At 68.3% G+C, this 14878-nt stretch carries 16 protein-coding genes; 9 read left to right on the forward strand and 7 right to left on the reverse strand.

Features of this window, described 5'->3' with window-relative positions; translation table 11 throughout:
* A partial coding sequence (locus TBIF_RS17295; RefSeq protein WP_024796010.1) for an Ig-like domain-containing protein occupies nt 1-744 on the forward strand: 744 nt, incomplete at its 5' end.
* A 103-nt stretch (nt 745-847) separates the two neighbouring features.
* Here TBIF_RS17295 and TBIF_RS17300 read toward each other — a convergent pair.
* Together TBIF_RS17300 and TBIF_RS17305 are read right to left on the reverse strand one after the other, a co-directional pair.
* The gene (locus TBIF_RS17300) at nt 848-1381 is read right to left on the reverse strand and encodes a VOC family protein (protein WP_024796011.1); all 534 of its coding nucleotides are present in this window, start codon (nt 1379-1381) and stop codon (nt 848-850) included.
* Between the two features lie 33 nt (nt 1382-1414).
* On the reverse strand, nt 1415-1987 hold the full coding sequence (locus TBIF_RS17305) for a LysM peptidoglycan-binding domain-containing protein (protein ID WP_024796012.1): 573 nt from the start codon (nt 1985-1987) through the stop codon (nt 1415-1417).
* A 618-nt stretch (nt 1988-2605) separates the two neighbouring features.
* Between TBIF_RS17305 and acs the strand changes: the two genes are divergently transcribed.
* A complete protein-coding gene (gene acs, locus TBIF_RS17310) occupies nt 2606-4549 on the forward strand; it encodes an acetate--CoA ligase (RefSeq protein WP_439654242.1) in 1944 nt (647 codons plus the stop codon).
* Nucleotides 4550-4643: 94 nt separating this feature from the next.
* On the opposite strand, the gene TBIF_RS17315 is transcribed toward acs, so the two are convergent.
* Nucleotides 4644-5492 carry an aldo/keto reductase gene (locus TBIF_RS17315; RefSeq protein ID WP_024796014.1) on the reverse strand — a complete coding sequence of 283 codons (849 nt, stop codon included), beginning with the start codon at nt 5490-5492 and terminating at the stop codon, nt 4644-4646.
* Nucleotides 5493-5640: 148 nt separating this feature from the next.
* Here TBIF_RS17315 and TBIF_RS17320 point away from each other — a divergent pair, with 148 nt between their 5' ends.
* Complete coding sequence (locus TBIF_RS17320) at nt 5641-6504, forward strand: SDR family NAD(P)-dependent oxidoreductase (RefSeq protein WP_024796015.1); 864 nt, start codon at nt 5641-5643, stop codon at nt 6502-6504.
* Nucleotides 6501-6980: a nitroreductase family deazaflavin-dependent oxidoreductase gene (locus TBIF_RS17325; protein ID WP_024796016.1), complete on the forward strand. Its 480-nt coding sequence runs from the start codon at nt 6501-6503 to the stop codon at nt 6978-6980. The genes TBIF_RS17320 and TBIF_RS17325 overlap by 4 nt, the downstream gene beginning before the upstream one ends.
* A gap of 83 nt (nt 6981-7063) precedes the next feature.
* On the opposite strand, the gene TBIF_RS17330 is transcribed toward TBIF_RS17325, so the two are convergent.
* Nucleotides 7064-8575 (reverse strand): class I adenylate-forming enzyme family protein, encoded by a 1512-nt coding sequence (locus TBIF_RS17330; protein ID WP_024796017.1) that lies wholly within the window; start codon nt 8573-8575, stop codon nt 7064-7066.
* 83 nt (nt 8576-8658) lie between these two features.
* On the opposite strand from TBIF_RS17330, the gene TBIF_RS17335 reads away from it, so the two are divergent.
* Both TBIF_RS17335 and TBIF_RS17340 read left to right on the forward strand, forming a co-directional pair.
* Nucleotides 8659-9285, forward strand: coding sequence for a TetR/AcrR family transcriptional regulator (locus TBIF_RS17335; protein ID WP_024796018.1), 627 nt, complete (start codon nt 8659-8661; stop codon nt 9283-9285).
* A complete protein-coding gene (locus TBIF_RS17340; RefSeq protein ID WP_024796019.1) occupies nt 9282-10910 on the forward strand; it encodes an acyl-CoA dehydrogenase family protein in 1629 nt (542 codons plus the stop codon). Before TBIF_RS17335 ends, TBIF_RS17340 begins: the two co-directional genes overlap by 4 nt.
* A gap of 141 nt (nt 10911-11051) precedes the next feature.
* Here the strand turns inward: TBIF_RS17340 and TBIF_RS17345 are convergent, their stop codons facing one another.
* Nucleotides 11052-12032 (reverse strand): NAD-dependent epimerase/dehydratase family protein, encoded by a 981-nt coding sequence (locus tag TBIF_RS17345; RefSeq protein ID WP_024796020.1) that lies wholly within the window; start codon nt 12030-12032, stop codon nt 11052-11054.
* Nucleotides 12033-12208: 176 nt separating this feature from the next.
* On the opposite strand from TBIF_RS17345, the gene TBIF_RS24605 reads away from it, so the two are divergent.
* A complete protein-coding gene (locus tag TBIF_RS24605) occupies nt 12209-12763 on the forward strand; it encodes a hypothetical protein (RefSeq protein WP_148302314.1) in 555 nt (184 codons plus the stop codon).
* Between the two features lie 60 nt (nt 12764-12823).
* Nucleotides 12824-13207: an RNA-binding S4 domain-containing protein gene (locus TBIF_RS17355; protein ID WP_024796022.1), complete on the forward strand. Its 384-nt coding sequence runs from the start codon at nt 12824-12826 to the stop codon at nt 13205-13207.
* A 59-nt stretch (nt 13208-13266) separates the two neighbouring features.
* Here the strand turns inward: TBIF_RS17355 and TBIF_RS17360 are convergent, their stop codons facing one another.
* Nucleotides 13267-13470 (reverse strand): hypothetical protein, encoded by a 204-nt coding sequence (locus tag TBIF_RS17360; protein ID WP_024796023.1) that lies wholly within the window; start codon nt 13468-13470, stop codon nt 13267-13269.
* 85 nt (nt 13471-13555) lie between these two features.
* Complete coding sequence (locus TBIF_RS17365; RefSeq protein ID WP_024796024.1) at nt 13556-14089, reverse strand: hypothetical protein; 534 nt, start codon at nt 14087-14089, stop codon at nt 13556-13558.
* Between the two features lie 278 nt (nt 14090-14367).
* Here TBIF_RS17365 and TBIF_RS17370 point away from each other — a divergent pair, with 278 nt between their 5' ends.
* Nucleotides 14368-14853: a hypothetical protein gene (locus TBIF_RS17370; protein WP_024796025.1), complete on the forward strand. Its 486-nt coding sequence runs from the start codon at nt 14368-14370 to the stop codon at nt 14851-14853.
* Nucleotides 14854-14878 lie beyond the last annotated feature (25 nt).

Here is a 14878-nt window from a genome sequence, read left to right on the forward strand (position 1 = left end):
GCTGTGTTCACAGCGGACGCGGGCTTCAGCAACTCCACCTCTGCCGGTCATTCGGTGACGGTGACGACGGCGGTGGTGCCGGATGTCGACACCACCACCACGGTGACCGAGCCCGACTCGGCTGAGGTCGGCGTGGGAGTCAACATCTCCGCGCAGATCAGCCCGACCCCGACCGGCGGCACCGTCCAGTTCAAGGACGGCGGCAACAACATCGGCGCAGCGGTCGACGTCGACGCGAACGGCTCGGCGACGTTGTCGCAGCACGTGTTCACCACCGACGGCTCGCACAGCATCACCGCGGTGTACAGCGGGACCACGGGCTTCGAGGGCTCCACCTCGCAGACTCGCACGGTGACGGTGACGGCTCCGGTCGTCGAGGACGTGGCCACCACGACCACGCTGACGGTGCAGGGCGCGGCCGCAGAGGGTGAGACGGTCACTCTCACCGCGACGGTCGACCCGGCGCAGGCTGGCGGCACGGTGCAGTTCAAGGTCGGCGGTGTCGAGGTCGGCACACCGGTCGCGATCGGCACGGATGGTGTCGCGACCATGACGCACGCCTTCACCGCGGCCGGCAGCCACGACGTGACCGCAGAGTTCACGGCTGATGCCGGGTTCAAGGACTCGTCCTCTGCCGTCAGCAAGATCGTCGTGGGCGACGGCGGAAACGGCGGCGGCAACGACGGCGGCTCGCTGGCCAGCCTGGGCACGCTGGGCGGGCTCTTCGGCTCGCTGGGCGGCTGAGCGGCCCTCCCAACAATGGATGGCGCTCCACCAACAATTGAATAGACAGAGGAGGAGGGCGCGGCACCGGTTTGGTGCCGCGCCCTCCTCCTCTACGCGCTGCTTACCGCGGACGACGGGCGAAGATCTGCTCCCACACCGTGTGGTCGGTGCGCGGCCCGCTGGGAGTGTCCGCGCCGTAGCGGGCAATCTCCGCGGGGATGTCGAGCGGGCGGGTCGGGGGCATCCCCGGCACCAGCTCGTCGGCCACCTTGGCGTCCGGCACTAGCCAGCACACCTCGAACTCGATGCCGTCGGGGTCCTGGGCGTAGAGCGCCTTGGTGGACCCGTGGTTGCTGGCACCGGTGAGGGCACCGGCCGCAGTCAGCCGATCCCGCATTGTGGCCAGCTCGCTCAGCGAGCCGACCTCCCACGCCAGGTGGTAGAGCCCGACGCGCGGGCCTGCCGACTGGGTGGTGGGGCCGATCTCGAAGAGTCCGAGATCGTGATCGTTTGCGGACTCCGCGGCCTGCAGAAACGCAGCGCCGGCGAACCCGCCGGGGAGCTTGCGGAAGCCCAGCACATTCTCATAGAACGCGAGACTGCGCGCGAGGTCGGAGACGAATAACACCGCATGGTTGAGCCTGTGGATACCCATGCGCCCAATTATCCCCGCGCGGGCCGGGCCGGATTAGACGTTGAGCGTCTGGCCCACGAAGATCAGGTTGATGTCATGGACCTGGTCGGCCAGGGCGTCGAGCGAGACGCCATGGGCCTGGGCGATCTTGGACAGCGTGTCGCCGGCCTCGACGAGGTAGTTGCCGGCCTCACCCGAGATGGGGGTGCTCTGCACAGCGGAGGTCTCTTGCACGGGGGCAGTCTGAACTGGGGCCTGCTGGGGGGCGGACTCCGAGCCGGGGGTGCTGCCACCGGTCAGTTGCTGCCCGCACACGGGCCACGCGCCGACGCCCTGGCCCTCGAGCACGTTCTCCGCGACGCGGATCTGCTCGGACTGGCTGGCGTCCGCCGCGTTGCCGGTGCCGCCGTAGGCCGCCCACGTGCTCGGCGAGAACTGCAGGCCGCCCTGGTAACCGTTGCCGGTGTTCGCGGCCCAGTTGCCGGAGGACTCGCACTCGGCGACGCCCGACCAGTCGTGGCCGCCGGCGGCGGAGGCGGTGCCCGCGCCCATGGCGAGGGGGATGGCGACGATCGCGGCGGCGGTCGCGGTGGTGCCAAGGATGCGCTTGATGCTGAAGCTGGTCATTCGGGTAAATCCTCTCCGCACCATTACCGGGACGGCCTCGAACACAGCCGCAAAGGCTGGGCAAGGTCCAAGTGATGTCCCGTTCCTGCCCCTCGAAGGTTTTGGGAGTCCGTGCCCGCGGGGCAGGTGGAGATGGTGGCGGGCCGGCGATGCCCGGTCTGTTCGGGCTGCCAATGACGCTAGGGGAAGATCACGGATTGGTCACGGACGAGTTTTTTGGCCGAGAATCCCCAGGTCGTCGGTCCAGAATCGGCTTCATGCTGGTCGCGTCGGCGTTTCACGGCGGCCTCAGTTGGCTGAACGTTCAAGTGTTTGTGGTGAGCGGCACAATGGATTCATGGCGGCCGTCACGGGAGCGGGTGCGTCGTATATGGATCGTGGCGCACGAATCGCTGGCTCTCGGGCGCCGGGTGGGGCGGGGGAGTGGGGTTGGCGCCCCCGTCCGGGGGTGATCCAGCCAAAGGGCTGGTGTGCGCCACGTCACTGCACGTAAATTGGCATCACACCGGAAGACAGCTCGCACCGGGCGCCCTCCACAGCATCGCCCGCCAATGCGGCACCACGCGAATGCAGCAACTCGGAGCACTAGGAGAAGATTCAGTGTCAAAGGACCCGACAATTTCGGCATTGAGCAATGAGGTCAGGACGTTCGCGCCCCCTGCGGATTTCGTGGCGAACGCGAATGTCACCGCCGCGGATTACGAGGAGGCGGATAGGGATCGCGTCGCGTTCTGGGGCAAGCAGGCCGAGCGCATCACCTGGGCAGAGCCCTATGACCAGATCCTGGACTGGGACAACGCGCCGTTCTCCAAGTGGTTCGTCGGCGGCAAGCTCAACGCCGCCTATAACTGCGTGGACCGGCACGTGGAGGCCGGCAACGGCGACCGCGTCGCCTACTACTTCGAGGGCGAGATGGGCGACACCCGCACCATCACCTACGCCGACCTCAAGGACGAGGTCAGCAAGGCCGCGAACGCGCTCATCGAGCTCGGCGTCAAGACCGGCGACCGCGTCGCGATCTACATGCCGATGATCCCGGAGACGGTGTTCGCGATGCTGGCCTGCGCCCGCATCGGCGCCCCGCACACCGTGATCTTCGGCGGCTTCTCGGCCCGCGCGATCGCCGACCGCGTCAAGGACTGCGGCGTAGAGATCGTCATCACCTCGGACGGGGGCTACCGCCGCGGCAAGCCGTCGGGGCTGAAGGCCACCGTCGACGAGGCGATGAAGGAGTGCCCCGAGGTTCGCAACGTGCTGGTGGTCAAGCGCACCGGCCAGGAGGTGGACTGGGCCGAGGGCCGCGATATCTGGTGGGACGACATCGTCGGCAGGCAGTCCGCCGAGCACACCCCGGAGGCGTTCGACTCCGAGCACCCGCTCTACGTCATGTATTCCAGCGGCACGACGGGTAAGCCCAAGGGCATCCTGCACACCACCGGCGGCTACCTCGTCGGCACGTCCTATACCCACTGGGCGGTCTTCGACATCAAGCCCGAGACCGACGTCTACTGGACCGCGGCGGACATCGGCTGGGTCACCGGCCACTCGTACATCGTCTACGGCCCGCTCGCCAACGGCACCACGTCGATCATGTACGAGGGCACACCTGACACCCCGCACCAGGGCCGCTGGTGGGAGATCATCGAGAAGTACAAGGCCACCATCTTGTACTGCGCGCCCACCGCGATCCGCACGTTCATGAAGTGGGGCCGTGACATCCCCGCGAAGTTCGACCTGACCTCCCTGCGCCTGATCGGGTCCGTCGGCGAGCCCATCAACCCCGAGGCGTGGATGTGGTACCGCGAGCACATCGGCGGCGGCAAGTGCCCGGTCGTGGATACCTGGTGGCAGACGGAGAACGGCCAGATACTCATCAGCCCACTGCCCGGCGTCACTGCGACCAAGCCGGGCGCGGCGATGCGCGCGTTGCCCGGCATCGTCGCCGACGTTTACACCGAGGACGGCAAGCCGGTCGGCAACGACGAGGGCGGCTACCTGGTGATCAAGGAGCCGTGGCCCGCGATGCTCCGCACCCTGTGGGGCGACGACGAGCGCTACAAGAGCACCTACTGGTCCCAGTACCCCGGCGTGTACTTCGCTGGCGATGGCGCCAAGCGTGACAAGGACGGCGATATCTGGGTTCTGGGCCGCGTGGACGACGTGATGAACGTGTCCGGGCACCGACTCTCCACCACGGAGATCGAGTCGGCGCTGGTCTCACACGACATGGTGGCCGAGGCTGCGGTGGTCGGCGCGGCCGACGAGACGACGGGCCAGTCCATCGAGGCGTTCGTGATCTTGCGCGAGAGCGCGCACGGCGGCGGCGAGGACGTGGTGAAGGTGCTGCGCCAGCACGTGCGCGACGAGATCGGCGCGATCGCCAGCCCGCGCTCGATCATGATCGTGCACGAGCTGCCGAAGACCCGCTCCGGCAAGATCATGCGCCGGCTGCTCCGCGACATCGCGGAGAACCGCGAGCCCGGCGACTCGACCACCCTCGCGGACTCCTCCGTGATGGACCGCATCAAGGCCGAGCTGCTCAGCGGTAGCGGCGAGGGGTAGCAGCTGAGGACGCGGCCCCGGTTCTCCATTCGGAGGGCCGGGGCCGCGTGAGTGCCGGGCGGAGCCGGTTAGAGCCATTGCCGGGCGGAGCCGGCTAAGCCGGAATCCAGTCGAAGACGTCCGGGTCTGGCCCGATGCGCCCCGCAGCGCCCTCGTCCAGCGCCGCGATCTGGGCCATCGTGTCGCCGTCGAGCTCGAAATCGAACAGCGCCAAGTTCTCCCGGATGCGCTGCGGGGAAACGGATTTCGGGAACACGATGTTGCCGAGCTGGAGGTGCCAGCGCAGCGTGATCTGCGCCGGGGTCCGGCCCAGCCGCTCCGCGATCGCCAGGATCTGCGGGTCGGTGATCACCTTGCCCTGCGCGATCGGCGACCACGCCTCGACGGCGATGCCGTGCGCCCGGCAGAACTCGCGCACCTCGCCATTGCCGAAGTAGGGGTGTGCCTCGATCTGGTTGACGGCTGGCACGGTGCCGGTCTCCTCGAGAAGCCTGTTCAGGTGCGGGACCTGGAAGTTCGAGACGCCGATGCTGCGGGCCCGGCCGTCGGCCGCGAACTCCTCCAGGACCTTCCAGGTGGAGACGAAGTCGCCGTCGTAGCGGGTGGGCAGGGGCCAATGGATGAGGAACAGGTCCACATAGTCGGAGCCGAGCGCGGTGAGGGTCCTCTCGAACTCGCGGCGTGCGTCGTCGGGGCGGTGGAAGCTGTTGTTGAGCTTGCTCGTGAGGTAGACCTCGGACCGGTCCACGCCGGCGTCGCGGAGGCCCTGGCCCACGCCGGCCTCGTTGCCGTACATCTGCGCGGTGTCGATGTGCCGATAGCCGGCCTCTAGCGCGGCGGCCACCGCCGTCGCGGTCTCTTCGGGCTTGATCTGGAAGACCCCGAAGCCGAGCTGGGGGATCGTGTGGCCGTTGTTCAGGGTGATTGCGGGTACCTGTGGCATGCCCTTGATACTGCCGCGGGATGGCCGATTTCGCATGGGGCCGGGCGGCGATGGGAGGGCGGCTTTGCAGTAGACGCCGGTCCAGGATTGAATGTGTCTCAGGGCACATCGGTGTGTGCTCAGGGTTCGGCCGAGAAGAGGACATCACATGGGTTTCGCCAATGACCGGATCGTTGTGGTCACCGGGGCCAGCCGCGGGGCGGGCAAGGGCATCGCGCTGGCGCTCGGCCAGCCGGGGACCACGGTCTACGTGACTGGCCGGACCGAGCTCGAGGGTGACGCGCCGCTGCCCGGGACGGTGGCCGCGACGGCCGCCGAGATCACCGCGCGGGGCGGCGTCGGCGTGCCCGTGATCTGTGACCACGCGGACGATGCGGCGGTGGAGCGTCTGTTCAGCCGGGTCGCCTCCGACCACGGCCGCCTCGACATCCTCGTCAACAACGCGCTGGCCGTCCCAGACGAGCTTGCGTTGCGCGGGCCGTTCTGGGAGAAGCCGCTTTCGATGCAGAAGATCCTCGACGTCGGTATGCGCTCGACGTACGTGGCCAGCTGGTATGCCGCACCCCTGCTGGTGGCTAACGGGGCGGGCCTGATTGTGAACACCTCGTCCTTTGGCGCTCGCTGCTACATGCACGGCCCGGCGTACGGCGCAGGCAAGGCGGCCGTCGACAAGATGGCCCACGACATGGCCTTGGATCTGAAACCATTTGACGTGGCGGCGATCTCGCTGTGGATGGGGATGCTCAAGACGGAGCGGACGGCGGCGGCCATCGGCGGCAATGTCGAGGCCTATAAGCAGTTCGCCGCGCACGCGGAGTCCGCGGAGTTCCCGGGCCTGGTCATCGACGCGCTGGCCCGCGACCCCAAGCTGATGGCGCGCACCGGCCAGGTGCTGATCGGCGCGGAGGTCGCGCTCGAGCTGGGCGTGACCGATATCGACGGCAACCAGCCGCCTTCGCACCGAGGATTCCTCGGGGATCCGACTATCTTCAGCGACGCGGTGGTCCAGTGATGGCGCAAAAGCGGCCCGCCCAGCTCGACTCCGCCCTTGTGGGGCCTTCGATCAAGTACATGGCGAAGGTCAATACCTGGCTGTACAAGCGCACCGGGGGGCGTATCGGCGGCAAGTGGCGTATCGGCGCTGGCCTCCGGAAGCCGGTGCCGACCTTGCTGTTAGAGCACCGAGGGAGAAAGTCCGGCAAGACGTTCACCGCGCCGCTGCTGTATCTGGTGGACGGGCCGGACATCGTGGTGGTCGCCTCGCAGGGTGGGCTGCCGAAGAACCCGCAGTGGTTCCACAACGTGGTGGCTACGCCCGACGTGCTGGTGCAGATCGGCTCCGAACGCCGCCCGGTGCGCGCGGTCGTGGCTGATGAGGCGGAGCGGGCGCGGCTGTGGCCGCTGCTCCTCGAGCTGTACGCGGACTTCGAGAACTATCAGGCGTGGACCGAGCGAGAGATCCCGATCGTGGTGCTCAAGCCGCGCTGACCCCCGCCCGGCCCGCCGCACCCGCCTCCCCTCGCGAATGGGGGCGGCTGGGGGCTGGGGCTGGGCGGCGGGCCAGGGCAGGGTTACAGCACCGTGTCGCGGATCGTGTGCTTGGTGAGCTTGCCCGACGGGTTGCGCGGCAGCGCGTCGACGGTGATGGCCTCGCGCGGGAGCTTGTAGCGGGCGAGCTTGTCGGACAGGTACTCCCGGATCTCCTCGATGCCCAGGTCCGCGCCATCGGCGGTGACGACCACGGCGACGACGACCTCGCCCCACTGCTCGTCCGGCCGGCCGATCACGGCGATGTCCGCGACGCGCGGATGCGCACGCAGCGCCTCCTCGACCTCCTGGGAGTACACGTTCTCGCCGCCGACGATGATGACGTCCTTGAGGCGGTCGACGATGAACAGGTAGCCCTCCGCGTCGATGCGGGCGACGTCGCCGGTGCGGTACCAGTCGCCGGCGAACACCTCGGCCGTCGCGCCCGGGTTGCCCAGGTAGCCGCGCATGCGGGTGTCGGCGCGCATCCAGATCTCGCCCGTCTCACCGGGTTTCGCGTCGGTGATCACGCCTTCGGGCCCCCCGGGGGCGACCACCCGCAGGTCCACGCCCGGCATGCCGCCGCGGCCGATCGAGCCGGCGTGCGCGATCTGCTCCTCCGGGTACAGGGCGGTGCCCACCGGGCCCATCTCGCTCATGCCATACACCTGGTAGAACCGGTCGGTCCGGTAGGCGTCGATGAGCATGCGCGCGGTGTCCTCGCCCAGGGGCGCGCCGCCGTAGATCCACTTGTCCACGCTGGACAGGTCAAAGGACTCGAAGTCCAGGCCCTTGGCCTTGCAGGCCTGCAGCGGCGCGAGGTACGCGATGGGCGCGCCGAAGAACGCGGTGACCTGGTGCTCCTGGACCGTCTCGAGGAACCCGATGGGCTCGTACTCGGTCATCAGCACGACGGTGCCGCCGAGGAACAGGGTCGTGAGCAGCCAGTCGTTGAGCGGCGCCGCGTGCCAGATCGGCATGGCGATGAGCATGCGGTCGTCGCGGGTGAAGGGGATGGTGGAGGCGATGAGCGGAGCCACGGTCGCGATGCTGCGGTGTGTGTGCTCGCAGCCCTTGGGGGCGCTGGTGGTGCCGGAGGTGTACAGGATCTGCGCGAGGTCGTCCTCGGTGATCGCGATGCCCCCGGACTCCTGCGCCGCATCGACGGCCGAGCGGAACGAGTCGGTGGTGTGCCAGGACGTGCCGGGGGCGGCGGCCGTCGCGATCCCGGCGAGGGCCGAGGTGACGACGCCGACGCGGGCCCCGCTGTGCTCGATCGTGTAGCGCACCTCCGGGACCTGCAGCTTGTGATTGACCGGCACCAGCACCCCGCCGGCGCGCCAGATGCCAAACGCGGCGATCACGAACTCGGGGGTGTTGGTGGTCATCACCGCGACCTTGTCGCCCCGGCCCACCCCGGCCTCGGCGAACACCGTGGCCGCGCGGCGGCTCGCGGCGAGCAACTCCGCGTAGGTCAGCCGCCGCTTGCCGTGGATCAGCGCATCCTTGGCAGGGAACTTCCGGGCGGTGGACTCTAGAAGGGTGTTCAGGTTCACGGTGGTGCTCCAGACGATCGACACGGGGCTATTGCTTTGAAGTATTGAATCATGATTCAATCCTTGTGGGAAGAGGAGGCTAGATGGCATATCGACCGACCGACCGCACGCGTGGCGTCGCCGAGCAGCGTCGTCAGCGTTATCTCGACGCCGCGACCGGGATGGTTGCCCAGCACGGCTTCGTCGGGGCCAAGGTCAAGGCCATCGCGGAGGAGTGCGAGACCAGCGTGGGATCGGTCTACTCCTACTTCGACGGCCGGGCGGAACTGCTGGCCGAGGTCTTCCGCGGGGCCGCGAACCACGAGCTGGCCACGGTGGGCCACGCCGTGGAGAACGCCGGCCCGTCCGCGCCGGAGAAGCTGGACGCGCTGGTGGCCACGTTCGCCTCGCGCGCCTTGACCGGCCGCCAGCTCGCCTACTCACTGCTCTTCGAGCCCGTGGACCCGGTGGTCGAGGCGGAGCGCCTGCGATTCCGCGCGGCCTACCACTCGATGGGCGAGCGGGTGCTGCGCGAGGGCATCGCCGCCGGCGAGGTGCCCGCGCAGCACGCGCCCATCACCGCCGCGGCGATCATCGGTGCCATCTCGGAGGCCCTGGTCGGCCGGCTGACCCCCACTCCCGCAGGACTTGACCCTGCCCTCTCGGACGACGCGATCGTCGCCGAGATCCAGAATTTTTGTCGACGAGCGATCGGAGCGCAGCAGCCATGATCAAGACCCATGTCACCCACGAGGTGTTCAACCAGGCGGCGCCCCGCGTCGACATCAACGAGTACACGACCAACGTCGCACTCGTGGAGGGCGTCGGCCGCTACGGCGGGGACTGGGCCAGCAGGGAGCTCGAGGAGGTCGGCGCCCTCGTCGGCAGCGAGTCCTATCAGCGGGACGCGGAGCTGGCGAACACGATCACCCCGGTGCTGCGCACCCACGACCGGTGGGGCAATCGCATCGACGAGATCGACTTCCACCCCGCCTACCACCGGGTGACCGCAGAGTCCGTGAAGTACGGCGCGCACACCCGCGCCTGGGCCGGCCCGCAGCCCGGCGCGAACGTTGTGCGCGCTGGCGTGTTCATGCAGTTCGCGCAGATCGAGCCCGGCCACACCTGCCCCATCTCGATGACTCACGCCGCCGTGCCCTCGCTCAAGCTGACCCCGGAGATCGCCGACATCTGGCTGCCCCGCGCCTACTCCCGCGAGTACGACCCGCGCCACATCGCCGGCAAATCCAGCGCCATCTTCGGTATGGCCATGACGGAGAAGCAGGGCGGCTCCGACGTGCGCGCCAACACGACCCGCGCGGAGGAGCTCTCAGACGGCACGTGGGCGCTGACCGGCCACAAGTGGTTCTGTTCCGCGCCGCAGTCGGATGCCTTCCTGGTGCTGGCACAGGCCAACGCCGGCCTCACCTGCTTTCTGGTGCCCCGCGTGCTGCCCGACGGCGAGCGCAATGTCTTCCGCATCCAACGGCTCAAGGACAAGCTGGGCAACAAGTCCAACGCGTCCTCTGAGATCGAGCTCGACGGCACCATCGGCTGGCTCGTCGGCGAGGTCGGCCGGGGCGTGCCCACCATCATCGAGATGGTCAACCGCACCCGGCTGGACTGCGTTTACGGCTCGGCCGCCGGCATGCGCCAGGCCGTTGCCGAGGCCGCCTGGCATGCCCGGCACCGCGCCGCGTTCGGCAAGACCCTGATCGACCAGCCCGCCATGACCGCCGTCATCGCGGACCTGCAGCTCGAATCGGAGGCCGCGGCCTGGACCGCGATGCGCCTGGCTGCCGCCCACGACGACGAGACCGGCGAGCAGGCGTCATTCCGCCGCCTGGCGACCGCCGTGTCCAAGTACTGGGTGTGCAAGCGCGGGCCGAACCACGCTTACGAGTCCCTCGAGTGCCTCGGCGGCAACGGCTACACCGAGGATTTCCCCCTGGCACGCCGCTATCGCGAGCAGCCGGTGATGGCCGTGTGGGAGGGCTCCGGCAACGTCATCGCCCTCGACGTCCTGCGCGCGATGGCCCGCGAGCCCGAGTCCGTGACCGCGTTCGACAACGAGGTCGCGCTGGCCGCGGGCACGTCCACGACGTTCGACGCTCATCTGGCCAAGATGCGCCGCCAGCTCGCTGAACTAGCCACTGAGCCCGATGCCGCCCAGGGCCGCGTCCGCCGCACCGTCGAGTCCATGGCCCTGGCCCTGCAGGCCTCGGTGCTGTTGCGCGAGGCGCCCACCGCCGTCGCCGAGGGCTTCATCGCGGCGCGCCTGGGCGAGGACCGCGGCTTCGAGTACGGAAACCTGCCCGACGGCGTGGATGTCGCGGTGATCGCCGCCCGCGCCTAATCCTAGCCTCCCTGCCCGCCCCCCGCCCGCGAATTCGCCGCGCTTACGCAGCGCCGCCGCGCTTGCAAGCGCAGTGCGCCGACGCAAGCGCGGCGACCTTGAAAATGCAGCGCGGCGACCTCGAAAATGCAGCGTCGAAGGTCAGCCCGCGAACTGGCGCGAGCTGATCAGGAAGGTGATGAGGTCCTGGATGGTCTCGGCGGCCCGGCGGGGCTGGTAGCCCAGCTCGGAGGAGGCCTTCGAGCCGTCGACCTCGGGCTGGGCGATGAGCGCGCCCATCGCGGCCTTGGAGACGAGGTCAGAGCCGAACTTCGCGGCGATCGGTTCGGCGACGGGCAGGATCGCGACGATCCAGCTTAGGGGGAACGCGACGATGGGCCCGCGACGGCCCGTGATCTTCGCCGCCATGTTGAATACCCATTTCATGTTCAGCATGTGCCCGGTGAGCAGGTAGTTCTCGCCGGTGCGGCCCTTCTCGGCGGCCAGGGTAAGGCCGATGACGACATCGCGCACGTCCACCAGGTCGAAGCCGCCGGTGACCACGGCGGGGATGCGGCCACGCGCGGAGTCGCGGAGCATGCCGTTGATCCTGGAGAGGGCGCCGAAGTCGGTGGGGCCGTACACGCCGGTCGGGTTGCAGATCACCGCGTCGAGGCCCTTGGCGATGACCTTCTGCAACTCCTGCTCGCCCGCCCACTTCGAGCGGTCGTAGACGGGGATCTCCGGGCTCTCGGAGCGTCGGGAGGCCTCGTTGAGGAAGCCGCCGCAGCTGTACTGGTCGAACGAGTGGACCGAGCTGCAGTGGACCAGGCGCCGGACGCCCATCTTGAGGGCGGCCTCGGCGACGATGCGCACACCCTTGGTATTGAGGTTCCAGGCGGTCTCGTCCTGCTGCTTGAGGGTGATCATCGCGACCATGTGGTACGCGATATCGACACCTTCGAGGGCGGCTTCCATGGCGGCCGGGTCCAGGACATTGCCCTCGATGAACGTCACGCCGTGGGTGGGCCAATGCTCCGCGGCAATCCGGTCGATGGCGACAACGTCGTGGCCCTGCTCCACTAGGAGGTCCACAAGATTCGATCCGACGAAGCCCGCGGCCCCTGTCACTGCAACCTTCATGCCTTTAGTCCTCTTCTCATCCACCGGCATAGTGCCATCAATAAGTAGAACACGTTGCAGTTAGTTGTGTCCAGAGTCCTGTTTGGCAATCGTCGGCGTGGGACTGTCGGGGGGAGATGGAAGGCTGGTGGTGCGGCGTCGAAGAAATCGGCGCGCTCATCGAGAGGCTGAGGGTGTTGTCTGAGGAACTGGCGGAGTCCGGGGAACTGGCTGATCCACCGCGTCGAGGCTGGCCCGCCACATGGCCAGCTGCCGCGAAGAATGCCGCGGACTTGCTACTGACGGGCTTGTGGCGCGTGCGGCAAAACGCGGAGGATGATTCCGCCGCGACGGCGGCGGCGCTGGGCGAGGCGATAACGGAGCTGGCGAAGCACGGCGGTCCGGCGCTGCCACTCCAGGCCGCCATGATCCGAGAATTGCTCGAGCGCGCCTATCCGGACGGGTTCACCGGCAAGGTGGTGCAGGAGGTGTTGATGCGGTGCGTCGGCGCCGCGTCGGAGCTGATGGACGACGAGGGGCTGATCGAGGACCTGGCGCTGGTCGTGGGCGGCGCGCTGGGGATGTCCGAGGAGTTCGGGGAGTCCGCGGGGCCCCGAGCGGCAGCCCGTTTCCTGCGGTCCGGGCTGCTGGTGCTGGATGATCTGCTGTCGCGCACAGGGCTCGACGCCGGGGTGGCCGTCGAGACGGCGATCGGCGAGATCTGGCGCTCGGAGACAATGGAGATGCCGTGACGGGCCGGCCATGACGGGCGGACCGTCACAGGAATTCGAGACTCGAGCTAAGGAGCCGCGGTGACGCCGGGGATTGTGCGGGTAGACAGCTGGACGTGGTCGGTGCGGCTATTCAAGACCAGGTCGGCGGCGGCCGCCGCGTGCCGCGCGGGCCAAGTGCGGGTGAACGGCGCGGCGGTCAAACCCGCCCGGCCGCTGGTGGTGGGCGACGAGGTCCGGGTCCGGGTGGATGGGTTCGAGCGGATTGTCGAGGTCGTGCGGTTGATCCACAAGCGCGTCGGCCCGCCGGTGGCGGCGGAGTGCATGATCGATAAGAGTCCGCCGCGGCCGCCCCGTGAGGCGATCCTCGGCATTCCCCTCCGCGACCGTGGCGCGGGGCGGCCCACCAAGCGGGACCGCCGCGAGATTGAGCGGCTGCGCGGGCGGTTTCCGGAAGAGCGCTAGCGGATCCGGACGCACAAGAGCCGGCGACTGCTAGGGGTCGCCGGCTCTTGTGGGAAGGGCTATTTGTCCTGGGTTGCCGTCGGCGCCGCCTGGGCTGCCGACTCATGCACCGAGGGGCCGGTGGAGGCAGGGGACTTCCAGTTGTTCAGGAAGTTCGGCCAGATCGAAACGATGAACAGCAGTAGTGAGACCAAAATGGCCATCACAAGGGATCCCACAAGCACGACGGTGCCGACGCCGGACATAATGCTGGTCCAGTCCATCAGATCAACCTCCAAGGCAGACTGTCACGGAGCTACACAATTGCCGTTGACACTACTCTGACGCGGGTGTGGGATTCAAACTGGTCTAGGTGGCGTTCAAGAGGTTGGCGGCGGAGACGAACGCGTTCACGATCGAGTCGGTGCAGCTGGCACCCATCCCCATCGCCCAGTGCCGGCGGGCACCGTTGGTGCAATAGATGAAGGTCGCGGTCATCTCGCCGGCCTGCTGCTGGTGGAATGACGTGACCTCCATGGGGAAGCCGGCCTCGTGCAGCATCGCGGTCATCGCGGAGATCGGCCCGGCAGCATCCGCGCTTGCGTGACAGATGGTGCGCTCGATACCGAGGGTCGCGGAGTAGGTGGACTTCGCCGAGTTGATGCGCTGTTCGCTCCACGCCGACAGCCGCAGTGGGCCCGAGGATGGTGCATAGGCGGCCTCAAATGTGGGCCAGGACATCTGGGCGGCCTCGAGGCGGAGCTCGCGGGGCAGGGCCTTCCCGAAGCGCTGGGCGAACGGGTCGGCCGGACGTGCGGCGCGGCGGTCCTGGCCGGAGATCCGGGACGGGGCGGGGCACCGTGCGGCGATGGCCAAGGGGCTGGTGATGCTGGGAGAATTCATGAGAAGCGGTCTTCCGTGATGTGAATCAGGGGGGACCGACTGGGTAGCTCAAAGACCCGCAGAGAGGGGTCGGTCCGAATCAGACCCCGCTGCGGCGGTGAACTACGAGAAGGCGCTTCATGGCCGCCAATACTACCGCCGATCCGCACTGTCGGCAACGCCGCGGGTGGGCGCGGGCCCCAGCGCTGGTATCGGAAGTATTCACGACTCTACGATTTTGGGTAGATAGATGTATGCGGCTCTGACATTATTTGAGGCAGTTCCCTACACTTAAAACCGTGATCCTTGAGAGCCACGCGCGGCGCGGCGTGCGAATCCCCCCCGCGAGCCTCCCGATGGCGAGCTTCGGGGCGACGGCCGTGGTGGCCGGCGGGATCGTGGCCGCGGCGACCGCATCTGCGCCGAGCCAGCCCGCGGCGTGGGCATCGGCGTACCTGGTGCTGGTCGTCGGGGTGGTGCAGGTGGCGTTGGCCGTCGGGCTGGGGCTGCTCGCGGTGCGGCCGATCACCGGGTCGATGCAGGCCTGGGCCTTCGGACTGTTCAACCTGGGCAATGCCGCGGTGCTGGTCGGAACGCTGCTCGACGGCACAGGGGGCGGAGTGTGGATCGTCGACCTCGGTGGCGTGCTGCTGCTCGCCGCGATGGGGCTACTCCTCTATTACGTGCGAGGGGCGCGGCGAAGCTGGTTGCTGGCCCTGTACGTCGGCGTGGTGGGCGTGATCGTGGTGAGCATGCCGATCGGCCTGGTGCTGTCCCGGGTGTGAGTGGCTTATATGTATTTCTACGACA

The sequence above is a fragment of the Tomitella biformata AHU 1821 genome (genome assembly GCF_000524475.1).
GTDB lineage: Bacteria > Actinomycetota > Actinomycetes > Mycobacteriales > Mycobacteriaceae > Tomitella > Tomitella biformata.